The organism is Nocardiopsis listeri NBRC 13360 (genome assembly GCF_001570765.1).
Classification (GTDB): domain Bacteria; phylum Actinomycetota; class Actinomycetes; order Streptosporangiales; family Streptosporangiaceae; genus Nocardiopsis; species Nocardiopsis listeri.
The window spans coordinates 88159-106719 of record NZ_BCSH01000006.1 but is presented as its reverse complement, the minus strand read 5'-3'; the positions used below and the strand labels follow the sequence as shown (position 1 = coordinate 106719).

The window sequence follows — 18561 nt, the reverse complement described above, 5'->3', positions numbered from 1 at the left end:
GGACACCTGCTGGACACGTGGAAGCCGACCTGCCCGGGAAGTGGACAAGGCCACGGCCCGGGTGGCGGACATCGGTCTTCGAGTCTGCCGGATCCGTCAGCCGGACAGGCGCACCGGCATGATCAGGTAGCGATATTCGGGGGCGCCACCCTCCTCGGCCGGCTTGCCGGTGAGGATCGCCGGCTTGGTCGAGGTGGTGAAGTGCAGGCGGGCCACGTCGGTGCCGATGGCGCCGAGACCGTCCAGCAGGTAACCGGAGTTGAAGGCGATCTGGATGTCCTCGCCGTCCAGGTCGGCTTCGAGGGTCTCCACGGCCTGAGCGTCCTCGCCGGTGCCGGCCTCCAGGACCAGAGCACCCTGGGAGAAGGCCAGGCGGAGCGGCGTGTTGCGCTCGGCGACCAGGGAGACGCGCTTGACCGCCTCGACGAACTCCGCGCGCCCGACCTCGGCCACCGTGTTGAAGGTGTCCGGCAACAGCGCACGGTACTTGGGGAACTCACCGTCCAGCAGACGGGTGGTGGTGCGACGACCACCGCCTTCGAAGCCCATCATGCCCTCACCGCTGTCACCGTCGGACAGCGCGATGGAGACCTCGGCGCCCGAGGTGAGGGACTTGGCGGTGTCGTGCAGGGTCTTGGCCGGAACGAGGGCCACCGCGGAGAGCTCCGGGTTCTCGGGCTTCCAGGCCAGTTCGCGCACGGCGAGTCGGTAGCGGTCGGTGGAGGCGAGCGTGATGGTCTCGCCCTCGATCTCGACCCGAACGCCGGTGAGCATCGGAAGCGTGTCGTCACGACCGGCGGCGATGGCCACCTGACTCACCGCGGCGGCGAAGACGTCGCTGCCGATCGTTCCGCTGACACCGGGCATCTCCGGAAGCGAGGGGTAGTCCTCCACCGGCATGGTGTTCAGGGTGAACTTCGCGCTGCCGCACGTCACGACGGCCTTGGGACCGTCGGTCGCGATCTCCACGGTCTGTGGAGGAAGGTTGCGGGTGATCTCGGCGAGGAGTCGACCGGGGACCAGGGTCTTCCCGGCCTCCTCGATGTCGACGTCCACGGAGACCTGGGTGGAGACCTCGTAGTCGAACCCGGACAGGCGGACCCGCTGACGACCATCGGTCTCCCCGGCGTCGAGGAGGATGCCGGCCAGGACCGGCACCGAGGGGCGTGTCGGCAGTGTGCGCGCCGTCCAGGCGACAGCGTCGGCCAGTACGTCGCGTTCGACCCGGAACTTCACTTTCCGACTCACTTTCCGCACGACCGTTGGATCGGTCGCAGCCTCAACGTTGCAGCTCGTGGGTGTCTCTTGGGTCTACCGGGGGCTCCATCGACAGGGTGTGGACGAACCGGCGTGAGTGCAGGTCCGAACCACGTGGAGCCGTCTCGGATCCCGTTGGGGTCACCGCTCAGATCGAGAGCGGCGCAGGACAGGGGCGAGAACACACGTTACCCGGATTCCTCCGCTGTCGCTGCCGGCTCGGCACCGGACCGCCGTCACCTCGATCTCGGGGCGTTGTCCACAGATTTTCCGCGGAGCGGCTTTGAAGCCACATTTGAGCTAAGGAAGGTGCGTAGTAGTAGTAGGGCCTGTGGATAATGTGGATAACCCTTGTTTTCGCAGGTCACTCCGGAGATTTTTGTCCACAGGCCCTGTGGATGACCCTGTGTGTAACTCGGGTCGGCTGTGGACGAAAATCGAGGCCCCTAGTTTTTCCACACCCCGTCCACAGGTCCGTCCACAGGTTTTCCCCTAGTTGTACACAGCAGCCGGTGGTTCGATGATCCGATGACGGGTTCTCATGTCCACAGGGCTACCCCGGGTTACCCACAGGCTGAGAGGGGTTGTCCACAGGTTATCCACAGCGTTGTCCACAGATTTGGTCCTCCTCCTGTGGATAACTTCGCGGAAAGTCGGCGAAAAAAATTTTGGGGCCCACTCGCATAACGCGCGAACCTGGGCAAAGGCTCTGTGCACAGGGTTATCCACAGGCCCTTCCGAAGTCCTCTCCATCGCCCGTTGTCACGGTGTGCGCGCGATCCGGCCCGGCGCCACTGTGAGGGGACCGACAGTCCGCGAAGGCCCTGGAAAGCAGGACGAACGGTCGGCTTCGGGCACGGACACCACGGCCCCGGTACGACACTCGCCTATCGCTCTTGATCGGCGATACCCCCGCACAAGCCTGTGGATAACTCGCGGGGCGCTTCCCTGGGGCTGTGGAGACCGTGGGCCGCCCGGAGACGGGGTCGACGAGTCGACCCCGTCGGGCCCGTGCACAGGTCGATCGGTCGAAGGAGCGCCGGGCGGGTACGGCCCGGCACGGACAGGAGAAGAGGGGCACCGCTCGGCGGCACCCCTCTTCTCCCCTTGTGCACGTGTCCCCTTGTCGACACGTCGACGGGCGGTCAGGTCAGCGTGGGCTGGTCCTTGATCCGGCTGGTGAGCTCGTGCACCTGGTTGTAGATCGAGCGGCGCTCGGCCATCAGGGCTCGGACCTTGCGGTCCGCGTGCATGACGGTGGTGTGGTCCCGGCCGAACTGCTGGCCGATCTTGGGCAACGACAGGTCCGTCAGCTCACGGCACAGGTACATCGCGATCTGTCGGGCCGTCACCAGCACCCGCGAACGCGAGGTCCCGCACAGGTCCTCCAGGCTCAATCCGAAGTAGGCGGCGGTCTGGGACATGATCGAGCTCGCCGTGATCTCGGGGACCTCGCTGTTGGGCACCAGGTCCCGCAGCACCTGTCCGGTCAGGTCCAGGTCGACCGACTGCCGATTGAGGCTGGCGAAGGCGGTGACGCGGATCAACGCGCCCTCGAGTTCGCGGATGTTGGTCGAGATCTTGCTGGCGATGAACTCCAGCACCTCCGGCGGTGCCGCCAACCCCTCCTGCGCGGCCTTCTTCCGCAGGATGGCGATGCGCGTCTCCAGCTCGGGGGGCTGGACGTCGGTGAGCAGCCCCCACTCGAACCGGCTGCGCATCCGGTCCTCCAGCGTCGTCAGCTGCTTGGGCGGACGGTCGCTGGAGATGACGATCTGCTTGTCGGAGTTGTGCAGCGTGTTGAAGGTGTGGAAGAACTCCTCCTGCGTCTGCTCCTTGTTCTCCAGGAACTGGATGTCGTCCACCAGGAGCACGTCGATGTCCCGGTAACGACGACGGAACCCGTCCGCCTTGCCGTCCCGGATCGAGTTGATGAACTCGTTGGTGAACTCCTCGGAGCTGACGTAGCGCACCCGCGAGCCCTCGTAGAGCCGGTGGGTGTAGTGGCCGATGGCGTGTAGCAGGTGGGTCTTGCCCAGTCCGGAACCGCCGTGGATGAACAGCGGGTTGTACGCCTTGGCGGGCGCCTCCGCCGCGGCCACCGACGCCGCGTGCGCGAACCGGTTGCTGGACCCTATGACGAAGGTGTCGAAGGTGTACTTCGGGTTCAGGCGCGCGTAGTCGCCCGGTGGGATCTCGGGGGACCGCCCCGGCGGAGACTTGGGAGACGCGGTGAGGTCCCTCTCGGACGGCGCGGGCACCGGTTCGGCGGACCCCTCGGAACCCTCCGGGCGTGGAGCCGGGGAGGGGGTCGGCTCGGGGGCCGGGGCCGTGGAGGGCTCGGTCGACCGTGGGGCCACGGGGGCCTCCTGCGCCGGGGTCTCCCAGCGGTTGGGCTGCTCCCAACCGGCCTCACCCCACCCCTGCTGCTGCCACAGCTGCTCCTGGGTGGGCCAACCGCTGGAGGAACCCCAGGACGCGGGGGGCTCGGCGGCCGGCTCCGCCGGGCCCTCGGGCACGTGGGAGGCGGCCGCCGGCGGGGAGTCGGGTCCGGAGACGTCCGGAGGTGCGCCATGACGTTGCGCCGGGTACCGGGGTTCACCGGTGTCGGTGGCCGGCCAGGCTTCGGGGGCGGGGTCGTAGCGGGGACCCGCGTACGGCTGGTCCGAGCCGAGCAGGTCGGCCTGCTCGGTGCCCTGTCCGAGGGTGTGGGCGCCCAGAGCCTCGGCCGGGTGTGGTGACGCCGGCCGCGCGTGCTGCCCGCGGGGCTCTTGGTACGTCTGCGGCCCCTGCTGCGGGTTCGGGTTCGACGGCGGGTCGCCGGGCACGGGCCGGGGCTGGTCCCGGCTCACGGGGAACCGGTCCGGGCCGCCATAGTGGCCCGGGGAAGTCGGGGTCGGAGGCGGAGTGGGCACGGCGGTGGGGTCGACGGTCACCGCGACCCGGATCTCCCGCCCCAGGTGTGCGGAGAGCGCTTTGCTGATCGCCGGGTAGAGACGGCTCTCCAGGACCTTCTTCGTGAACTCGTTGGGCGCCGCGATCAGTGCGGTGTCCTCGATCAGGCCGAGTGGACGGGTTTGAGGCAGCCAGGCGCGCTGGTGAGCGGGGAGGGCGTCGTTGTCGATCCCGTCCAACACGCTCGACCAGACCATTGCGAGGTTGACCTGTGCGTCAGCCAAGGTGACCTGCCATGGTTGCTGTCCCTTCGATGCGAATCTGTTCGGGTGGGTTGCTCGGAGGCGTTGAGGGGACGGGGGAGAGGGTGTTGCGTGTCACTTCCGTGCGTGGGTCCGGGGGCCACTGCTTCCATTGTCCTCCCCTGGGGGAGGTGTCGGGGCAGGACCTCCGATGGGAAACCGGACTTCCCGCCTGGAACCACCCTGTGGACAACTCGTTCGCCGGTCGGTCGCCAAGGCTTTGACTACCTTCGGGTATCCACAGGTTCTCGCAGTTGTCCACACGTTGTGCACAGGTTTATCCACAGGATGGCAGCTGGTCGTGCACAGTCGGAAGTTATCCACAATCAGCAGGTCAAGGTATGTGTAAGGCGCCCGTCCACAGGATTTTCGAGCCCTGGGCGGCCGCCGCCGGCAAGTTATCCACAGGTCGAGGTTATCCACAGCCCTCACCCCTCTGTGGAACCTTCGAGCCCTGTGGACGCCCACTTGTCCACAGGCGTGTGGGCAACCGGCGCCCAGTGGTGCCCGACACCGGTTTCGGCGCCCCGTTCCGGTTGCCCCGGACCGACGAGGCCGGGTCTGATTTGACCCCGACCCGACCAGGTCGTATCTTCTTTATGCTTATGCCGTTGATTCTGCCTGCGCTCGTGTGTGTTCATCCGCACGACGTCGCGGCCACGGCGAACGCACTGTAAGGACCCGCATATCATGGGGGTCTGTCGTAGTATTTTCCTGACACGCCCCTGGAGCCAGTAGTGAGCAAGCGTACGTTTCAGCCGAACAACCGGCGTCGCGCGAAGGTCCACGGCTTCCGGCTGCGCATGCGTACGCGCGCCGGTCGCGCCATCATCGCCTCGCGTCGCCGTAAGGGACGCTCCGCGCTGACCGTGAGCCACTAGGCCACGCGAAGCCTCAAGTCTTCACTGGGACCGTCCGGCCTTCTCGCCGGCCGGTCCCTTTGTCGTGTGGCACGCCGGCCGTTGCGAGTGTGAGGTCCGGTGGTGCCCGCACCCCTCCCGGAGGAACACCGATGCTGTCGCCACGGAACCGGATGCGTCACAGCGCCGAGTTCGGATCGGTCATGCGTTCGGGGCGACGCGCTTCGAGCGACGCCCTGGGCGTGGTCTACCTCGCCCCGCAGCGTTCCGATTCCCCGGAGACCTGCGAACGAGCGGATCCGCCACGGATCGGTCTCGTCGTGAGCAAGGCCGTCGGGGGAGCGGTGGTGCGCAAGCGCGTACAGCGCAGGCTGCGCCACCTGATGCGGGAACGATTGGGTGTTCTGCCAAACGGTAGCCTGCTGGTAGTACGTGCCAAACCTCTCGCCGCCCAGCTGCGCCAGGAGGACCTGGCGGTACGACTCGACAGCACGATCGCCGCGGCCCAGCGACCCCGTGGGGCCTCGCGAGGGCGGGGCGGCCGTGGTGGGCGAAGGCCCGCCACGAGCGCCCCCGCGATCAGCGGAACAGACGGGAACCGCCGCCCCGACGAGGGCGCAGAACGGTGGACGAGCCGATGACCGAGCACAGACCGACGGCGTTCGCACGGTTGTGGATCCTGCCGATCCGCGGGTATCAGCGTTTCATCAGCCCGCTCTTTCCACCGGTCTGTCGCTTCTATCCTTCGTGCAGCGCGTACGCCGTAGAGGCGTTGCGCGTGCATGGAGCGTTGTACGGGTGGTGGCTCGCCGTCAGGCGTATCGCCCGTTGTCATCCCTTCAACCCCGGAGGACTTGATCCGGTTCCGCCGCCCCGAGGGCGCCGGAACGAGGAGTCCGAGGAGTCTACGGGCGGAACCGGGCAGACCGGCACCGCTTCCGGGGACCAGTAGCTGAACCGAATCACCGAGGAGTTGGCCGGTGCTCGACTGGCTTTACAACATCATCGGCCACGTGTTGGTCTGGATCCACTCGGGTCTGGCCTTCGTTGGTCTGGACCCCGACAGTGGGTGGGCCTGGGGCCTGTCCATCGTGCTGCTGACCGCCATCATGCGTCTACTGATGGTGCCGTTGTTCGTCAAGCAGATGAACACGCAGCGCAAGATGCAGGAAGTGCAACCGAAGATCGCCAAGCTTCGGGAGCGCTACAAGCACGACAAGGAGCGACTCCAGCGGGAGTCGATGAAGCTGTACCAGGAGAGCGGCACCAACCCCATCATGGGCTGCCTCCCGTTGCTGCTCCAGATGCCGGTGTTCTTCTCCCTGTTCAGCGTGCTGCGCGGTGTGGCCGAGGGCAAGGTGCAGTTCGGCTTCACCCAGGAGTTGGTCGACAGCGCTCGTGAGGCGCTGATCTTCCACGCGCCCGTCGCGGCCCAGTTCAACACCTCGCCCGAGGACCTCGAGGCGTTGGGGGCCACCGACCCCATCATGGCGAAGATCGTCATCGCCATCGCCTGTGTGCTGATGGGCACGACGACGTTCCTGACCATGCGTCAGAGCATCAAGCGGAGCATCGCGCAGCAGCCCGACAACCCGATGATGCAGACCCAGAAGATCATGATGTACATGGCGCCCCTCTTCGGGCTCTTCGGTCTCATGATGCCGATCGGTGTCCTGGTCTACTGGGTGACCTCCAACGTGTGGACCATGGTGCAGCAGCACTTCCTGTACCGGAACCAGCCGGCTCCGGGCGAGGAGGCCACGACCGCGAAGGGCAACTCCACCAAGGGCTCGGCCAAGGGCATGCTCGGTCGTAAGAAGGTCGCCGAAACCGCTCCGGAGCCGACGGAACAGCCTAAGATCGAACGCAGGCAGCCGAAGAAGCAGACGCGCTCCAAGCGCAGCGGCGGTTCCAACTAGGGCCCCCTGTTTCGTGTCGGCCGCGGCGACTTTCGAGTGCGCAGGCGACAATGCCCCTGAGGCGTACGACGGCCAGGGACCGACGGATATGAGGAGACGGGAACGCTGTGGGACGTAGCGAGGAAGAGAACGGCGGCGTAGCGGTGGCCCAGGCACCCGAGGCCGGTATCGATATCGAGGCCCTGGAGAACGAGGGCGACATCGCCGCGGACTACATCGAGGGTCTCCTCGACATCGCGGACTTCGACGGCGACATCGACATGGACGTCGAGGGTGACCGTGCGATGGTCTCGGTCGTCGGTGCCACCCTGGACGAGCTGATCGGTGACGAGGGTGAGGTTCTGGAGGCGCTCCAGGAGCTGACCCGCCTCGCGGTGCATCGGGCGACCGGTGAGCGCAGCCGACTCATGCTGGACATCGGTGGCTACCGGGAGGGGCGCCGCAAGGTGCTCTTCCAGATCGGTACCGACGCGGCGAACAAGGTCAAGGATTCCGGTGAGTCCCGCTCGCTGGAGCCGATGACCCCGTTCGAGCGCAAGGTCGTGCACGACGCGGTCGCCGCCGCCGGCCTGCGCAGTGAGTCGGAGGGCGAGGAGCCCAACCGTTACGTGGTGGTGCGTCCGGCGGACTGACCGGAAGCGGCATCCTCGGGGGCGATGTTTCACGTGAAACATCGCCCCCGACGTATGTCCGGGGGAGGGGGCCGGAGCTCCGCTCAGGCGTCTTCCTTCGGTTCGAGTGACCCGGGGGATGTGTTTCGCGTGAAACCCGGGGGTGCCTCACACATAGGATCGTCCCCGAGGCCTTCCCCACGAGTCGTCCCGTCCTCGGCAGTGCGAGGACGACCCGATTCCGCGCACCGCGCGATCCGTCGGTGGGAGAGCCCTGTACGCGCGGACTGCCGTGATCCGCCGTGCGTTCCACTCGCCGTCGATCTGTGGACAGGTCGACAAGGCGATCAATGGTTCATGGAAGTGACGATGGACGAGTTCCGACAGGTGGTGACCGATGACCTCGGGCGCTGAGGAGACCGGCGCTACGCCCCCCGTACCCTCCTCACAGGCGGTGGAGGTGTTCGGCGACAGCCTCCCCGTGGCGATCCGTTTCGCCGAACTGCTCGCCGACGATGGTGTGCGCCGAGGGCTGATCGGCCCGCGCGAGGTGCCCCGTCTATGGGAGCGGCATCTCATCAACTGTGCTGTCGTTGAGGAGTTGATCCCGGAGGGGGCGGAGGTGGTCGACGTCGGATCGGGTGCCGGGCTGCCCGGGTTGGTGATCGGGCTGCTGCGCCCCGACATCCGGATGACCCTCCTGGAACCGCTGCTGCGAAGGACGGTCTTCCTGGAGGAAGCCGTCGAGATGCTCGGCCTGGACAATGTGACGGTGCGCCGTGGACGTGCCGAGGAGGTGCGTGGCGAGTTGTACACCGACTTCGTCACCGCTCGTGCGGTCGCGCCGCTGTCACGTCTGGCGGGTTGGTCGTTGCCGCTGTTGCGCAAGGACGGCAGCCTGTTGGCCCTCAAGGGGGAGCAGGCGGAGACCGAACTCGCGGAGGCGGAACAAGACGTTTTGAAAATGCGGCCTAGCGTCTGCGATGTGATCAGGGTGGGGCGGGGTAAGGTCGATCCCGCTACCACGGTCGTTCGCGTCACGGTGACATCCGACGGTGGTCCGTCCTCCTCCAAAGGTTCACAGAAGAAGAGGCGGGACGGCAAGAAGAAGCGCGGACGGAAGAGGTGAACTCATTCGTGCCCCAGAATCCAGCCGACGAAGCCGGTGTTTCACGTGAAACACCGGCGGGTGCTTATGGCGACCTGCTCGATGTTTCACGTGAAACATCGCCGGAACCAGCGGCGGGCCAGCCCCCTGTTTCAGGTGAAACATGGGGGGCCACGCACGCCGTCGCACCCGAAACGCCCATAGCGCAGGTGGCCCGTGCGGCCATGGCCGGCCAAGGACACGAAGATGCCTGGCCTCGCCCCAAGACCTGTCGCATCATCAGCGTCGCCAACCAGAAGGGGGGCGTTGGCAAGACCACCACGACGGTGAACATCGCCGCCGCCCTCGCCATGCATGGACAGCGCGTCCTCGTGGTCGACCTCGACCCGCAGGGGAACGCGTCCACCGCTCTTGGCATGGAACGCGACGCCCAGACTCGATCCATCTACCACTGCCTGGTGGAGGACGAGGAGATCCGCAACCTGGCCCAGCCGGTGCCGGACATCCCGAACCTGTGGTGTGCCCCGGCCACCATCGACCTGGCCGGCGCGGAGATCGAGTTGGTCTCGCTGGTGGCTCGGGAGGCCCGTCTCAAGCGTGCCTTCGCGGCCTACGACACCACGGACCTCGACTACATCCTCATCGACTGCCCTCCTTCGCTCGGCCTGCTGACGGTCAACGCGATGGTCGCTTGTGATGAGGTCATGATTCCGATCCAGTGCGAGTACTACGCGTTGGAGGGGCTCGGTCAGTTGCTGCGCAACGTCGAGTTGGTCAAGTCCCACCTCAACACCGGGCTGTCGATAAGCACCATCCTGCTGACGATGTACGACGGGCGTACCCGTTTGTCCCAACAGGTGGCCGAGGAGGTGCGTTCGCACTTCGGGGACCTGGTCCTGAACACGTTGGTGCCGAGAAGCGTCCGTGTCTCCGAGGCGCCGAGCTACGCGCAGTCGGTCATGACCTACGACCCCACGTCCACCGGTGCGGTGGCCTACCTCGGGGCGGCGCGCGAGATCGCCCACCGCGCGGAGGGGCTCAGCGCCGGCTGACGGCGACTGTTTCACGTGAAACATCCCGGCCGTCGGTCGGTCGGATCAGTACAAGGATTGTGAAGGGAATTGCCGGTGAGCCAGCAGCGGCGCGGACTGGGCAAGGGATTGGGGGCGCTCATCCCGCAGGGACCGGCGGCCCCCGCGCCGGTGGAGAGTGTCCCGGAGGCACCCGCGCCCACGGAACCCACCACCCCCGAGCCCGCGGTGGTCGAAGCCCCCAACGAACTCCCCGACGGCACCTACATCGACGAGATCGCGCTCACCGCGATCACGCCGAATCCTCGGCAGCCTCGCACCCACTTCGACGAGGAGGCCCTCGAAGAGCTGAGGGACTCCATCGTCGAGGTGGGTCTGCTCCAGCCCATCGTGGTCCGCAAGCTCCAGGGCGGGAAGGATCCTCGTTACGAGCTGATCATGGGGGAGCGGCGGTTCCGGGCGAGCAAGTCCGCGGGCCTGGACCGTGTGCCGGCGATCGTTCGTAGGACCAACGACGACGAACTCCTCCGAGAGGCGTTGCTGGAGAACCTGCACCGGCAGCAGCTCAACCCGCTGGAGGAGGCGGCCGCCTACCAACAGATGCTGGACGACTTCGGGACCACCCAGGAGGAGTTGGCCCAGAGCGTCGGCAAGTCGCGGTCGCACATCTCCAACACGTTGCGTCTGCTGCGCCTCCCGGGGAAGGTGCAGAGGTGGGTGGCGGCCGGGGTACTGAGCGCCGGGCACGCCCGTTCGCTTCTGTCGATCGATGACCCGGAGGCCCAGGAGCGTCTGGCCGAGCGGGTCAACAACGAAGGCCTGTCGGTCCGCACGTTGGAGGAGATCGTCGCCCTGCGCCGCAAGGGTCATGACCTCGACGACGGGGAGAAGGCGCGCCGGTCCACCGGGCGCATCTCCAATCCGCCTCAGGTCGAGGAGTGGGCGTCCCGTTTCGGAGACCGGCTCGACACCACCGTGAAGGTGGACATCGGCCGAAAGAAGGGCAAGATCGTCGTGGAGTTCGCGACGATGGAGGACCTGGAGCGGATCATCAAGCAGATCGAACCGTGATGGCGCCACCCTCGTAACCGAGTGGGGGCGTGATCCGAGGGCGGTGTTTCACGTGAAACACCGCCCTCGTTCGTGTTCGAGGGTCGTCACCGAGGCGTCTTCGGGGGCGCGTGTTTCACGTGAAACACGCGCCCCCGCTTTCGAGACGTTTCACGTGAAACGCGAACGGCCTCGAAGATGGCCGAAGCGCCATGGCCCCCCCTGGGGCGGTCGGCGTGCGCCGACTCGCACGCGGGCCACCGAAGACGACGAGAGGCCCCCAGGCATCACCTGAGGGCCTCTCGCGGGGTCGGTTACAGGAACTCGCCGAGTTCCTTCTCCAGGACCCGCTTCGGCTTGGCGCCGATGAGCTGCTTGACGACCTCGCCGTCCTTGTAGACGTTCATGGTCGGCAGCGACATGACGTTGTAGGCGCGCGGCGTCTCGGGGTTCTGGTCGGTGTTGATCTTGACGACATCGATCTTGTCGCCGTATTCCTCGGCCAGCTTGTCCAGGACCGGGGCCATCTGCTTGCAGGGGCCGCACCAGTCGGCCCAGAAGTCCACCAGCACGGGCTTGTCGCTGGCGAGGACCTCCTCCTTGAAGGTGGCGTCGGTGACGTTCTTGACGGTCGACACTGCTTGGTTCTCCTTGGTTCGACGAAACCGGGTGGGGGGAAGGTCAGTTGCCGTGCTCGGCGAGGTAACGCTCGGCGTCCAGTGCGGCGGAGCAGCCGGTGCCCGCGGCCGTGATCGCCTGGCGGTACTGGTGGTCGACCACGTCGCCCGCGGCGAATACACCGGCGAGGTTGGTCCGGGTGGACGGGAAGTCCGCCTTCACGTAACCCTCCCCGTCGAGTTCGATCTGGTCCTTGAAGAGCTCCACCCGCGGGTCGTGGCCGATCGCGACGAACAGGCCCGTCACGTCCAGGGTGCTCTCCTCGCCGCTCTCGCGGTTGCGGATCTTGAGGCCGCTGACCCGCTCATCGCCGAGGACCTCGACGACCTCGGTGTCCCAGACGAACTTGATCTTGTCGTTGGCGAAGGCGCGCTCGCCCATGATCTTGCTGGCGCGCAGCTCGTCGCGGCGGTGGATCACCGTCACGGACTTGGCGAAGCGGGTGAGGAACAGGGCCTCCTCCATCGCGGTGTCGCCACCGCCGACCACGGCGATGTCCTGGTCGCGGAAGAAGAAGCCGTCACAGGTGGCGCACCAGGAGGTGCCCCGGCCCGAGAGTTCCTTCTCACCGGGCACGCCCAACTCGCGGTAGCCCGAACCGGTGGCCAGGATGACGGTGTGCGCCAGGAAGGTCTCGCCCCCGGCGGTGACCTCCTTGACGGGCTTGTTCAACTCGACCTCGGTGACGTCCTCGGGGACCAGTTCCGCACCGAAACGCTCAGCCTGCTTGCGCAGGTTGTCCATGAGGTCGGGGCCCATGATGCCGTCCGGGAAGCCGGGGAAGTTCTCCACGTCGGTGGTGTTCATCAAGGCGCCGCCGGCCGTGATCGAACCTTCGAAGACCAGCGGGCGCAGCTCGGCCCGGGCGGCGTAGACGGCGGCGGTGTATCCCGCCGGACCGGAACCGATGATGATGACATTGCGGACGTCGCTCACGCTGGTAGGCCCTTCAAGCAGTCGGCTTTCCTGGCCACCATGGAGTGACCGGAGGGAAGATGGTTAGCACAACCGATGGTAGGCGCACCGCATTCCCTCCGGGACATCCGTCCTGCTCGTGGGCGGGTGTGGGCCTCAGCGTTCGACACCCCCTCCGGTCAGGCCTCGGATCCCCAGGGCGATCCCACCCGCCGCCGCACCCCAGCCGGCGTTCAGCACGAGCACCATCACCAGGGCGAAGGGGTCGGTGAGCGGCCCCTGGAGTCGACCGTCGAGGATGGGCGACAGGACCGCGCTCAGCGCGACGGCGAGGACTCCGTAGGCCACACCGGTGTGGACGAGGGTGAGGAAGGGGCGCGGGACGCGCGCGACCAGGACCGCCGCGACCCACGACACGGTGATGAGGACGGTCGTGGACACGGGGACCAAGGGCCCGCCCTGGGCGAGGGCGTCCGCGATGCCCGTGACGCGCAGTAGGGGCCGGATCAGGGCGAGCGCCCCCAGGCCGAGGACGAGTGGCCACGTGATGTCGGAGAACAGTCCTCGTGGCGTGGAAGTGGTGTGCTGTGGCATGGGTGCCTCACAGGTCGATGGCTTCGCGTCGTCGATGTGTCCCGACGGCACCGATCCTGCATCGCGCACACCCTCGTCCGCGTCTGCGCGGGGGCTCTCGTTCGTACGTCGGAACGCGTACCGACGCGCGTCCGTGGGCCTACGAGCGAGGGAGTCCTCGCTCCCTAGAATCGACGCATGCCGGAACAGTCCACCCGTCAAGGCCTCGTCGTCGACGTCCTGTTCGGCTTCGCCGTGTTCGCCGTGGTGGCGATCGCGGTCGGAGCGGATGTCGGTGGTGAGGGGAACCAGGCCCTGGGCTACGTGATGGCCCTGCTGCTCGGCGCGCTCATGCTGTTGCGCCGACAGGCCCCCGTGACGGTCCTTCTGGTCACCTGTGTCCTGGTCGTCGGCAACTACGTCATCGGACTGCCGACGATCGGACTGGCGATCCCCATGGCCGGTGCCCTGTACTCGGCCGCCGAGGCGGGGAGGACGGAGTGGGCGGCCGGGAGTTCGATCACCCTCCTGGTGGTGTCGACCCTGGCACGCCTGGGCCAAGGCCAGGACGTCGCCTACCTGCTCGGGTACGAACTCGCGTCCACGGTCGCGGTCATGGGCGCGGCGATCGCGCTCGGGGACGGAACCGGACAACGACGTGAGGGGGCACGGCAGCGGGAACGCATCGCCGTGCTGGATGCCCAGGCGCGGGACGCCGAGGCCGCCGAACTGCTGGCTCGGGAACGTACCAGGATCGCCAGGGACCTGCACGACGCGGTGGGGCACCACCTGTCCGTGGTCTCCTTGCACGCCTCGGTGGCCGCCGAGGCGTTGGAGGAGGACGAGGTCGACCTTCCCACCGCTCGTGACGAACTGGCCCACGTCACCCAGGCGTCCCGTGAGGGGCTGCGCGATCTGCGCTCCACGGTCCGTGCCCTGCGCGAGCCGGGGGCGGAGGTCGAACCGATCGCGGGGCTGGCTCACCTGGAGGGCCTCGTGGAATCCGTACGCGACGCGGGACTGATGGTGCGGGTGTCTGGCTCGGCGGGGGAGGGGCTGACGGCGTTGGTCGACGCGACCGCCTACCGGGTGATCCAGGAGGCGCTCACCAACACGTTGCGGCACGCGCGGGCTCGACGTGCCACGGTGCTCCTGGAACGGGACGGCGACGAACTCGTCGTCACGGTGGCCGACGACGGGAGGACCATGGAGACGCCGGTGCGGGAGGGCAGTGGACTGACGGGAATGCGGGAAAGGGTGCGCATGGCGGAGGGGACCGTGGTGTTCGATACGGCGCCGACCGGTGGTTTCCGTGTCGGTGTTCGCCTGCCGGTCGGAGGTGGCGTGTGATCCGGGTGCTGTTGGCCGACGACCAGCCGCTGGTGCGGGCCGGGGTACGGGCGTTGTTGGAACGGGACGGCGACATCGAGGTGGTGTCGGAGGCCTCCGACGGGCGTGCGGCCCTGGTAGAACTCGACCGCTTCCGCCCGGACGTGCTGCTGTTAGACCTACAGATGCCCGCGGTGGACGGTCTGGGCGTGCTGCGGGAGTTGGAACGTCGACGTGTCGACACGTCGGGGCGCCGACATGTCGACACCCGGGTGGTGGTGCTCACCACCTTCGGGGAGGACGACAACGTGTTCGGGGCGCTGCGCCTGGGCGCGGCCGGGTTCCTCCTCAAGGACGCCGGCCCCCGGGAACTGCGCGAGGCGGTCCGAACGGTCGCCGCGGGCGATGCCCTGTTGTCCCCGGGGGTGACCCGTCGGGTCGTCGAACGTCTGGCACGCGTCGAACCTCCGCCGAACGCGGACGAACGCCTGGCCGGCGTCACCGGAAGGGAACGTGAGGTCCTCGGTCTCGTCGGTCGGGGCATGTCCAACCAGGAGATCGGTACAGAGCTCCACCTCAGCCCGGCGACGGCACGTACCCACGTCGGTCGACTGCTGGCCAAGCTCGGGGTGCGGGACCGAGTGGGTCTGGTCGTGGTCGCCTATGAGAGCGGCCTCGTCCGGCCCGGAGAGGGCGGACCCGCACGGGGGTAGTCGGCCGAGGAACACGACCTGGGATCCGAGGTACGAGGATCACGCCGTAGGCACCGCTGTGTTTCCTTCGACCCATTCCTGACTCTTCGGGGTGCCCGAACACGCCGAAGCGAAGCGGAGGCGCCTAACGGCACCGTCAGAGGCTTCCCTCGGCGAGGACGGCCGAGTCCAGGTCACCACCGCGGGCGCAGACCGGGTCGACCACGAGCACGTCGACGCCTTCACCGTTCCGGGTGAACAGGGCCCAGGCGCGGTCGGTGCCCTCGGGGCCCTCCCACCTGGCGTCGTCGACCAGGGTGACGTGGGAGTCGGTGGTCGCCTCCACGTGGGCGACGCATTCTCGCACTCCTTGGGGCAACGTCGCCGATTCCTCCGACTGAACGCCTACGCTGTCGTCGTCCCCGGCCTGGTCCAGGACCGCCGAGGCCTGCGTCGTGAAGCCGTCCTCGGTGTAGACGGTGCCGCTGGCCACGCCCTCCGCGGAGTAGGACCGGGCGGTGTCCGGGGCGTCCTCGGTCGCGGTGTCCTCCAACAGCTGGGAGGCCGCTCCCATGTCCGGTTCATCGGACATCAGGCTTCCGACCACCGCGGTACCGGCACCGATGACGAACACCGAAGCGGCGGCCACCATGAAGAGCTTGGGCAGACCGAAACCACGTCGCTTCCGGCTGATCGGTGTGACGGACGCGGGTGCGTCCGATTCCGCCGGTCGTGTGGCGTCGCGTCCCCCGGTGGGCCGCTCCGCGGCCGCGCGTTCGGAGACGGCCTCGGAGATCCGACCGTCGAGGAGGTCGGCGACGTCCTGCGGCATCGTGGGCGCCGGGACATCGGCGAGCACACGGGTGACCCCGGCGAGTTCGTCGATGGTGGTCGCGCAGATGGCGCAGGTCTCGATGTGGTCGGCGACAGAGCGTTCCTCGTCGGGTTCCAGAAGGTCCTCGGCGAAGAAGGCGAGTGCCTCCACCTCAGGATGGGACGTCACGATGGGTTGGCACCTCCTCTCCCAGATGTGACGTCTCGGGGAAGTCCAGGGTTCCTTAGATGGGCCAGGGAAGGAAGTAGTTTGGCGCGACCTCGCGCACATCTGCTCTTGACCGTGCCGGTGGCGACTTCGAGGATCTCGGCGGCCTCGTCGACCCGGTACCCGAGCATGTCCACCAGGGTCAGTGCCATGCGCTGGTCCAGGGGCAGTTGTTCGAGGGCGGCGTGCACGTCCAGGCGGGACTCGGTCTGGGAGGCGTGGTCGGGGGCCCCGCCGGTCCGACCGAGTCGTTCGTTGGAGATGACGTCGAGTGTCTCGTCCTCGGTAGGGGTGGCCGGTCGGACCTTCCTGCGCCGGAGCCGGTCGTGGCACGCGTTCACCACGATCCGGTGCAGCCAGGTGGTGACCTGGGACTCACCACGGAAGCGATCCGCGGGGCGGAAGGCCGAGAGGAAGGCGTCCTGTAGGGCGTCGGACGCTTCCTCGGGATCGTGCATCATCCGGATGGCGACAGCCCAGAGGCGCTCACGGTGTCGACGAACCAGTACCGCGAACGCCTGCTCGTCACCCTGAGCGTGCCTGGACAACAGCTCCTTGTCAGGGAGCTCCTGGGCCGCTTCCATCAGCGCTGATCACATACCCCACGACTAGAGAGAACTAGAGTCCGCGTACCTCGACCTCTTTGACGCTTCCACGGTAGCGGTCGCCGTCCATGGGCAGTTCGACGAACCAGACCACGACGTACTGGCCCGTCGCGCTCTCTTCGAGCTGCACTGTCTCCGAGCCGTTGACGGAGCCTTCCCATGCGACGGGGAGAGCGGAGTCGAGGGCCGCCGGGTCCGTGGCGGAGACATCGTCACCGATCCGGATCTGCATGCCGTAGTTCTGCTCGGGTGTGACCAGGTCGATCTCGTGGACCTCCTTGGCCGACCCCAGGTCGATGAGCAGACCGACACCGGTCTTCTCGGTACCCATCGGGTCCTTGTAGCCCTCGGTGTTCCACTGGGTGCTCGTGTCACCGTCGTGGGCGAGGTGGGCTTTGTCCCCGTGCTCGCTACCGTCACCGAGTGGGTCGAACCCGTCGGACGTGGCGATGGGGAGGACTTCCAGTTCGGCGCTGTCGACGACGTCCTCGGTGGCGTCCGCGCTGGGATCTGCCTCCTCACCTCCGCCCGAGCGCAGGTTCGTGCCGAGGGTCCACGCACCCGCGACCACACCGGCGAACAACAGGACGGCCACGGCGCCGATGAGCAGGCGCTTGGTCGACGATCCCTGGCTCTGGGAGACGCGTTGTTCCGTTCGTGAGTTCGCCGGGGGTCGGGACCCGCCCGAACGCGCGGCGGTGGAGCCGTTGCGTGCGCTGCGACGGGGGCCGGTGGTGGTGTCGAACTCACCCGTGCGTCGGGACGTGCCGGGTTCGGGCGGGGGAACCGCCTCCGCAGGAGCCACGGGCAGGGGGATGAGACGGGGGACCTCTGCCAGGGCCGCGCAGAACTCGGCGGGGGTGGTGATGGGTGGGCCCGGCACCATCTGACCGGCCAGCTGCGGCAGGGCCGCGCGGGTGGTGATGGTGGCGAGCTGCTCGGTGATGCCCTGACGGAGCTGACCGGGAGGGTAGGGGCCCATCGGTCCCTGTGGGGCGCCGGGCAGGCCGCTCTGCGGTCCGCCCGGCCAGTAACCGGTGAGGGCCGCGTACAGCAGGTTGCCCAGCCCCTGGGCGTCGATGGCACCGGGCTGGGGGACGTTGCTGCCCAACAGCGCGGCGTCCACCCCGATACCGGTGACCTTGACCGCTCCGCCGCTGCTCCACATGAGCTTGCCGGGGGACAGGCACAGGTGGTGGAGACCGTTGGCGTGGGCCGCGGCGATGGCCTCGGCGGCCTCGGCGACCAGCCCCGCGGCGCGTTCGGGCTCCATGGGGCCCTGCTGGAGCAGTTCGGCCAGGGAGGAGCCGATGACCCACTCCTCGACCACGTAGGGGACGGGTGAGGTGTCGTCGGCGTCGAAGACCTGGGTCACGCGTGCGTCGGGCACACGGCTGGTGGCCCTGGCGGCGCGCACGACCTCTGACGTTCGGGGGAAACCGTCGGCGAAGGTCCATACCGCGACCGGACGCGCCAGCGTCTCGTCGGTGGCTTTCCACCGGGTCGCACCACCGGTCTCGCTCACCACGTGGTCGAGTCGGTAGCGGTTGGCCAGCTTCGCCCCGGGTTCGATCAGGAAGGTGCTCATGATGGGAGTGACGGGTGCCAGTGCCGCTGAGTCGCGTGGTTCCCATGCGGGTTCACACGAGGGGGTCGGCCCTGTTTGCTGTCCCCAGCCTCCCTTCGGGCAGCTC

General features: G+C 67.6%; 18 protein-coding genes. 10 read left to right on the top strand and 8 right to left on the bottom strand.

Annotated features, from left to right (window positions below; translation table 11 throughout):
• Positions 1-96 precede the first annotated feature (96 nt).
• On the bottom strand, positions 97-1236 hold the full coding sequence (dnaN, locus tag NLI01S_RS02230; protein WP_067598276.1) for a DNA polymerase III subunit beta: 1140 nt from the start codon (positions 1234-1236) through the stop codon (positions 97-99).
• A 1166-nt stretch (positions 1237-2402) separates the two neighbouring features.
• A complete protein-coding gene (dnaA, locus tag NLI01S_RS02225; RefSeq protein WP_067598273.1) occupies positions 2403-4409 on the bottom strand; it encodes a chromosomal replication initiator protein DnaA in 2007 nt (668 codons plus the stop codon).
• A 782-nt stretch (positions 4410-5191) separates the two neighbouring features.
• On the opposite strand from dnaA, the gene rpmH reads away from it, so the two are divergent.
• The 8 genes from rpmH to NLI01S_RS02190 all read left to right on the top strand — a co-directional run bounded on the left by rpmH (position 5192) and on the right by NLI01S_RS02190 (position 11054).
• Entirely contained in the window at positions 5192-5335 is a 144-nt protein-coding gene (rpmH, locus tag NLI01S_RS02220; protein WP_033303406.1) for a 50S ribosomal protein L34, read from the top strand.
• A 131-nt stretch (positions 5336-5466) separates the two neighbouring features.
• Entirely contained in the window at positions 5467-5955 is a 489-nt protein-coding gene (gene rnpA, locus NLI01S_RS02215) for a ribonuclease P protein component (protein ID WP_067598270.1), read from the top strand.
• A complete protein-coding gene (gene yidD / locus NLI01S_RS24980) occupies positions 5952-6266 on the top strand; it encodes a membrane protein insertion efficiency factor YidD (protein ID WP_084392256.1) in 315 nt (104 codons plus the stop codon). The genes rnpA and yidD overlap by 4 nt, the downstream gene beginning before the upstream one ends.
• A gap of 28 nt (positions 6267-6294) precedes the next feature.
• On the top strand, positions 6295-7233 hold the full coding sequence (yidC, locus tag NLI01S_RS02210) for a membrane protein insertase YidC (protein ID WP_067598267.1): 939 nt from the start codon (positions 6295-6297) through the stop codon (positions 7231-7233).
• A 143-nt stretch (positions 7234-7376) separates the two neighbouring features.
• Complete coding sequence (locus tag NLI01S_RS02205; RefSeq protein WP_067598450.1) at positions 7377-7865, top strand: Jag family protein; 489 nt, start codon at positions 7377-7379, stop codon at positions 7863-7865.
• A gap of 376 nt (positions 7866-8241) precedes the next feature.
• A complete protein-coding gene (rsmG, locus tag NLI01S_RS02200; RefSeq protein ID WP_067598264.1) occupies positions 8242-8973 on the top strand; it encodes a 16S rRNA (guanine(527)-N(7))-methyltransferase RsmG in 732 nt (243 codons plus the stop codon).
• Between the two features lie 203 nt (positions 8974-9176).
• Positions 9177-10004, top strand: a complete 828-nt coding sequence (locus NLI01S_RS02195) for a ParA family protein (protein WP_190318336.1) — start codon at positions 9177-9179, stop codon at positions 10002-10004.
• A 75-nt stretch (positions 10005-10079) separates the two neighbouring features.
• Complete coding sequence (locus tag NLI01S_RS02190) at positions 10080-11054, top strand: ParB/RepB/Spo0J family partition protein (protein ID WP_067598261.1); 975 nt, start codon at positions 10080-10082, stop codon at positions 11052-11054.
• 293 nt (positions 11055-11347) lie between these two features.
• On the opposite strand, the gene trxA is transcribed toward NLI01S_RS02190, so the two are convergent.
• The 3 genes from trxA to NLI01S_RS02175 all read right to left on the bottom strand — a co-directional run bounded on the left by trxA (position 11348) and on the right by NLI01S_RS02175 (position 13220).
• Positions 11348-11671, bottom strand: coding sequence for a thioredoxin (trxA, locus tag NLI01S_RS02185; RefSeq protein WP_067598258.1), 324 nt, complete (start codon positions 11669-11671; stop codon positions 11348-11350).
• Positions 11672-11714: 43 nt separating this feature from the next.
• On the bottom strand, positions 11715-12647 hold the full coding sequence (gene trxB, locus NLI01S_RS02180) for a thioredoxin-disulfide reductase (protein ID WP_067598255.1): 933 nt from the start codon (positions 12645-12647) through the stop codon (positions 11715-11717).
• A gap of 135 nt (positions 12648-12782) precedes the next feature.
• A complete protein-coding gene (locus tag NLI01S_RS02175; protein WP_067598253.1) occupies positions 12783-13220 on the bottom strand; it encodes a hypothetical protein in 438 nt (145 codons plus the stop codon).
• Between the two features lie 177 nt (positions 13221-13397).
• Here NLI01S_RS02175 and NLI01S_RS02170 point away from each other — a divergent pair, with 177 nt between their 5' ends.
• Together NLI01S_RS02170 and NLI01S_RS02165 are read left to right on the top strand one after the other, a co-directional pair.
• The gene (locus tag NLI01S_RS02170) at positions 13398-14549 is read left to right on the top strand and encodes a sensor histidine kinase (RefSeq protein ID WP_067598250.1); all 1152 of its coding nucleotides are present in this window, start codon (positions 13398-13400) and stop codon (positions 14547-14549) included.
• A complete protein-coding gene (locus NLI01S_RS02165) occupies positions 14546-15241 on the top strand; it encodes a response regulator (protein WP_067598247.1) in 696 nt (231 codons plus the stop codon). Before NLI01S_RS02170 ends, NLI01S_RS02165 begins: the two co-directional genes overlap by 4 nt.
• A gap of 136 nt (positions 15242-15377) precedes the next feature.
• Here NLI01S_RS02165 and NLI01S_RS02160 read toward each other — a convergent pair whose 3' ends face one another.
• The 3 genes from NLI01S_RS02160 to NLI01S_RS02150 are packed head-to-tail and all read right to left on the bottom strand — an operon-like array spanning position 15378 to position 18455.
• Complete coding sequence (locus NLI01S_RS02160; protein WP_084392241.1) at positions 15378-16223, bottom strand: hypothetical protein; 846 nt, start codon at positions 16221-16223, stop codon at positions 15378-15380.
• Complete coding sequence (sigM, locus tag NLI01S_RS02155) at positions 16220-16846, bottom strand: RNA polymerase sigma factor SigM (RefSeq protein WP_067598242.1); 627 nt, start codon at positions 16844-16846, stop codon at positions 16220-16222. The genes NLI01S_RS02160 and sigM overlap by 4 nt, the downstream gene beginning before the upstream one ends.
• A gap of 34 nt (positions 16847-16880) precedes the next feature.
• Complete coding sequence (locus tag NLI01S_RS02150) at positions 16881-18455, bottom strand: protein kinase family protein (protein ID WP_067598239.1); 1575 nt, start codon at positions 18453-18455, stop codon at positions 16881-16883.
• Positions 18456-18561: the final 106 nt, after the last annotated feature.

Bases quoted from the DNA above. Each gene is read 5' to 3' on its own strand.
- dnaA (WP_067598273.1), bottom strand. From the start codon at position 4,409: ATGGTCTGGTCGAGCGTGTTGGACGGGATCGACAACGACGCCCTCCCC.
- rnpA (WP_067598270.1), top strand. From the start codon at position 5,467: ATGCTGTCGCCACGGAACCGGATGCGTCACAGCGCCGAGTTCGGATCG.
- yidD (WP_084392256.1), top strand. From the start codon at position 5,952: ATGACCGAGCACAGACCGACGGCGTTCGCACGGTTGTGGATCCTGCCG.
- rsmG (WP_067598264.1), top strand. From the start codon at position 8,242: ATGACCTCGGGCGCTGAGGAGACCGGCGCTACGCCCCCCGTACCCTCC.
- NLI01S_RS02195 (WP_190318336.1), top strand. From the start codon at position 9,177: ATGGCCGGCCAAGGACACGAAGATGCCTGGCCTCGCCCCAAGACCTGT.
- NLI01S_RS02175 (WP_067598253.1), bottom strand. From the start codon at position 13,220: ATGCCACAGCACACCACTTCCACGCCACGAGGACTGTTCTCCGACATC.
- NLI01S_RS02170 (WP_067598250.1), top strand. From the start codon at position 13,398: ATGCCGGAACAGTCCACCCGTCAAGGCCTCGTCGTCGACGTCCTGTTC.
- sigM (WP_067598242.1), bottom strand. From the start codon at position 16,846: ATGGAAGCGGCCCAGGAGCTCCCTGACAAGGAGCTGTTGTCCAGGCAC.
- NLI01S_RS02150 (WP_067598239.1), bottom strand. From the start codon at position 18,455: ATGAGCACCTTCCTGATCGAACCCGGGGCGAAGCTGGCCAACCGCTAC.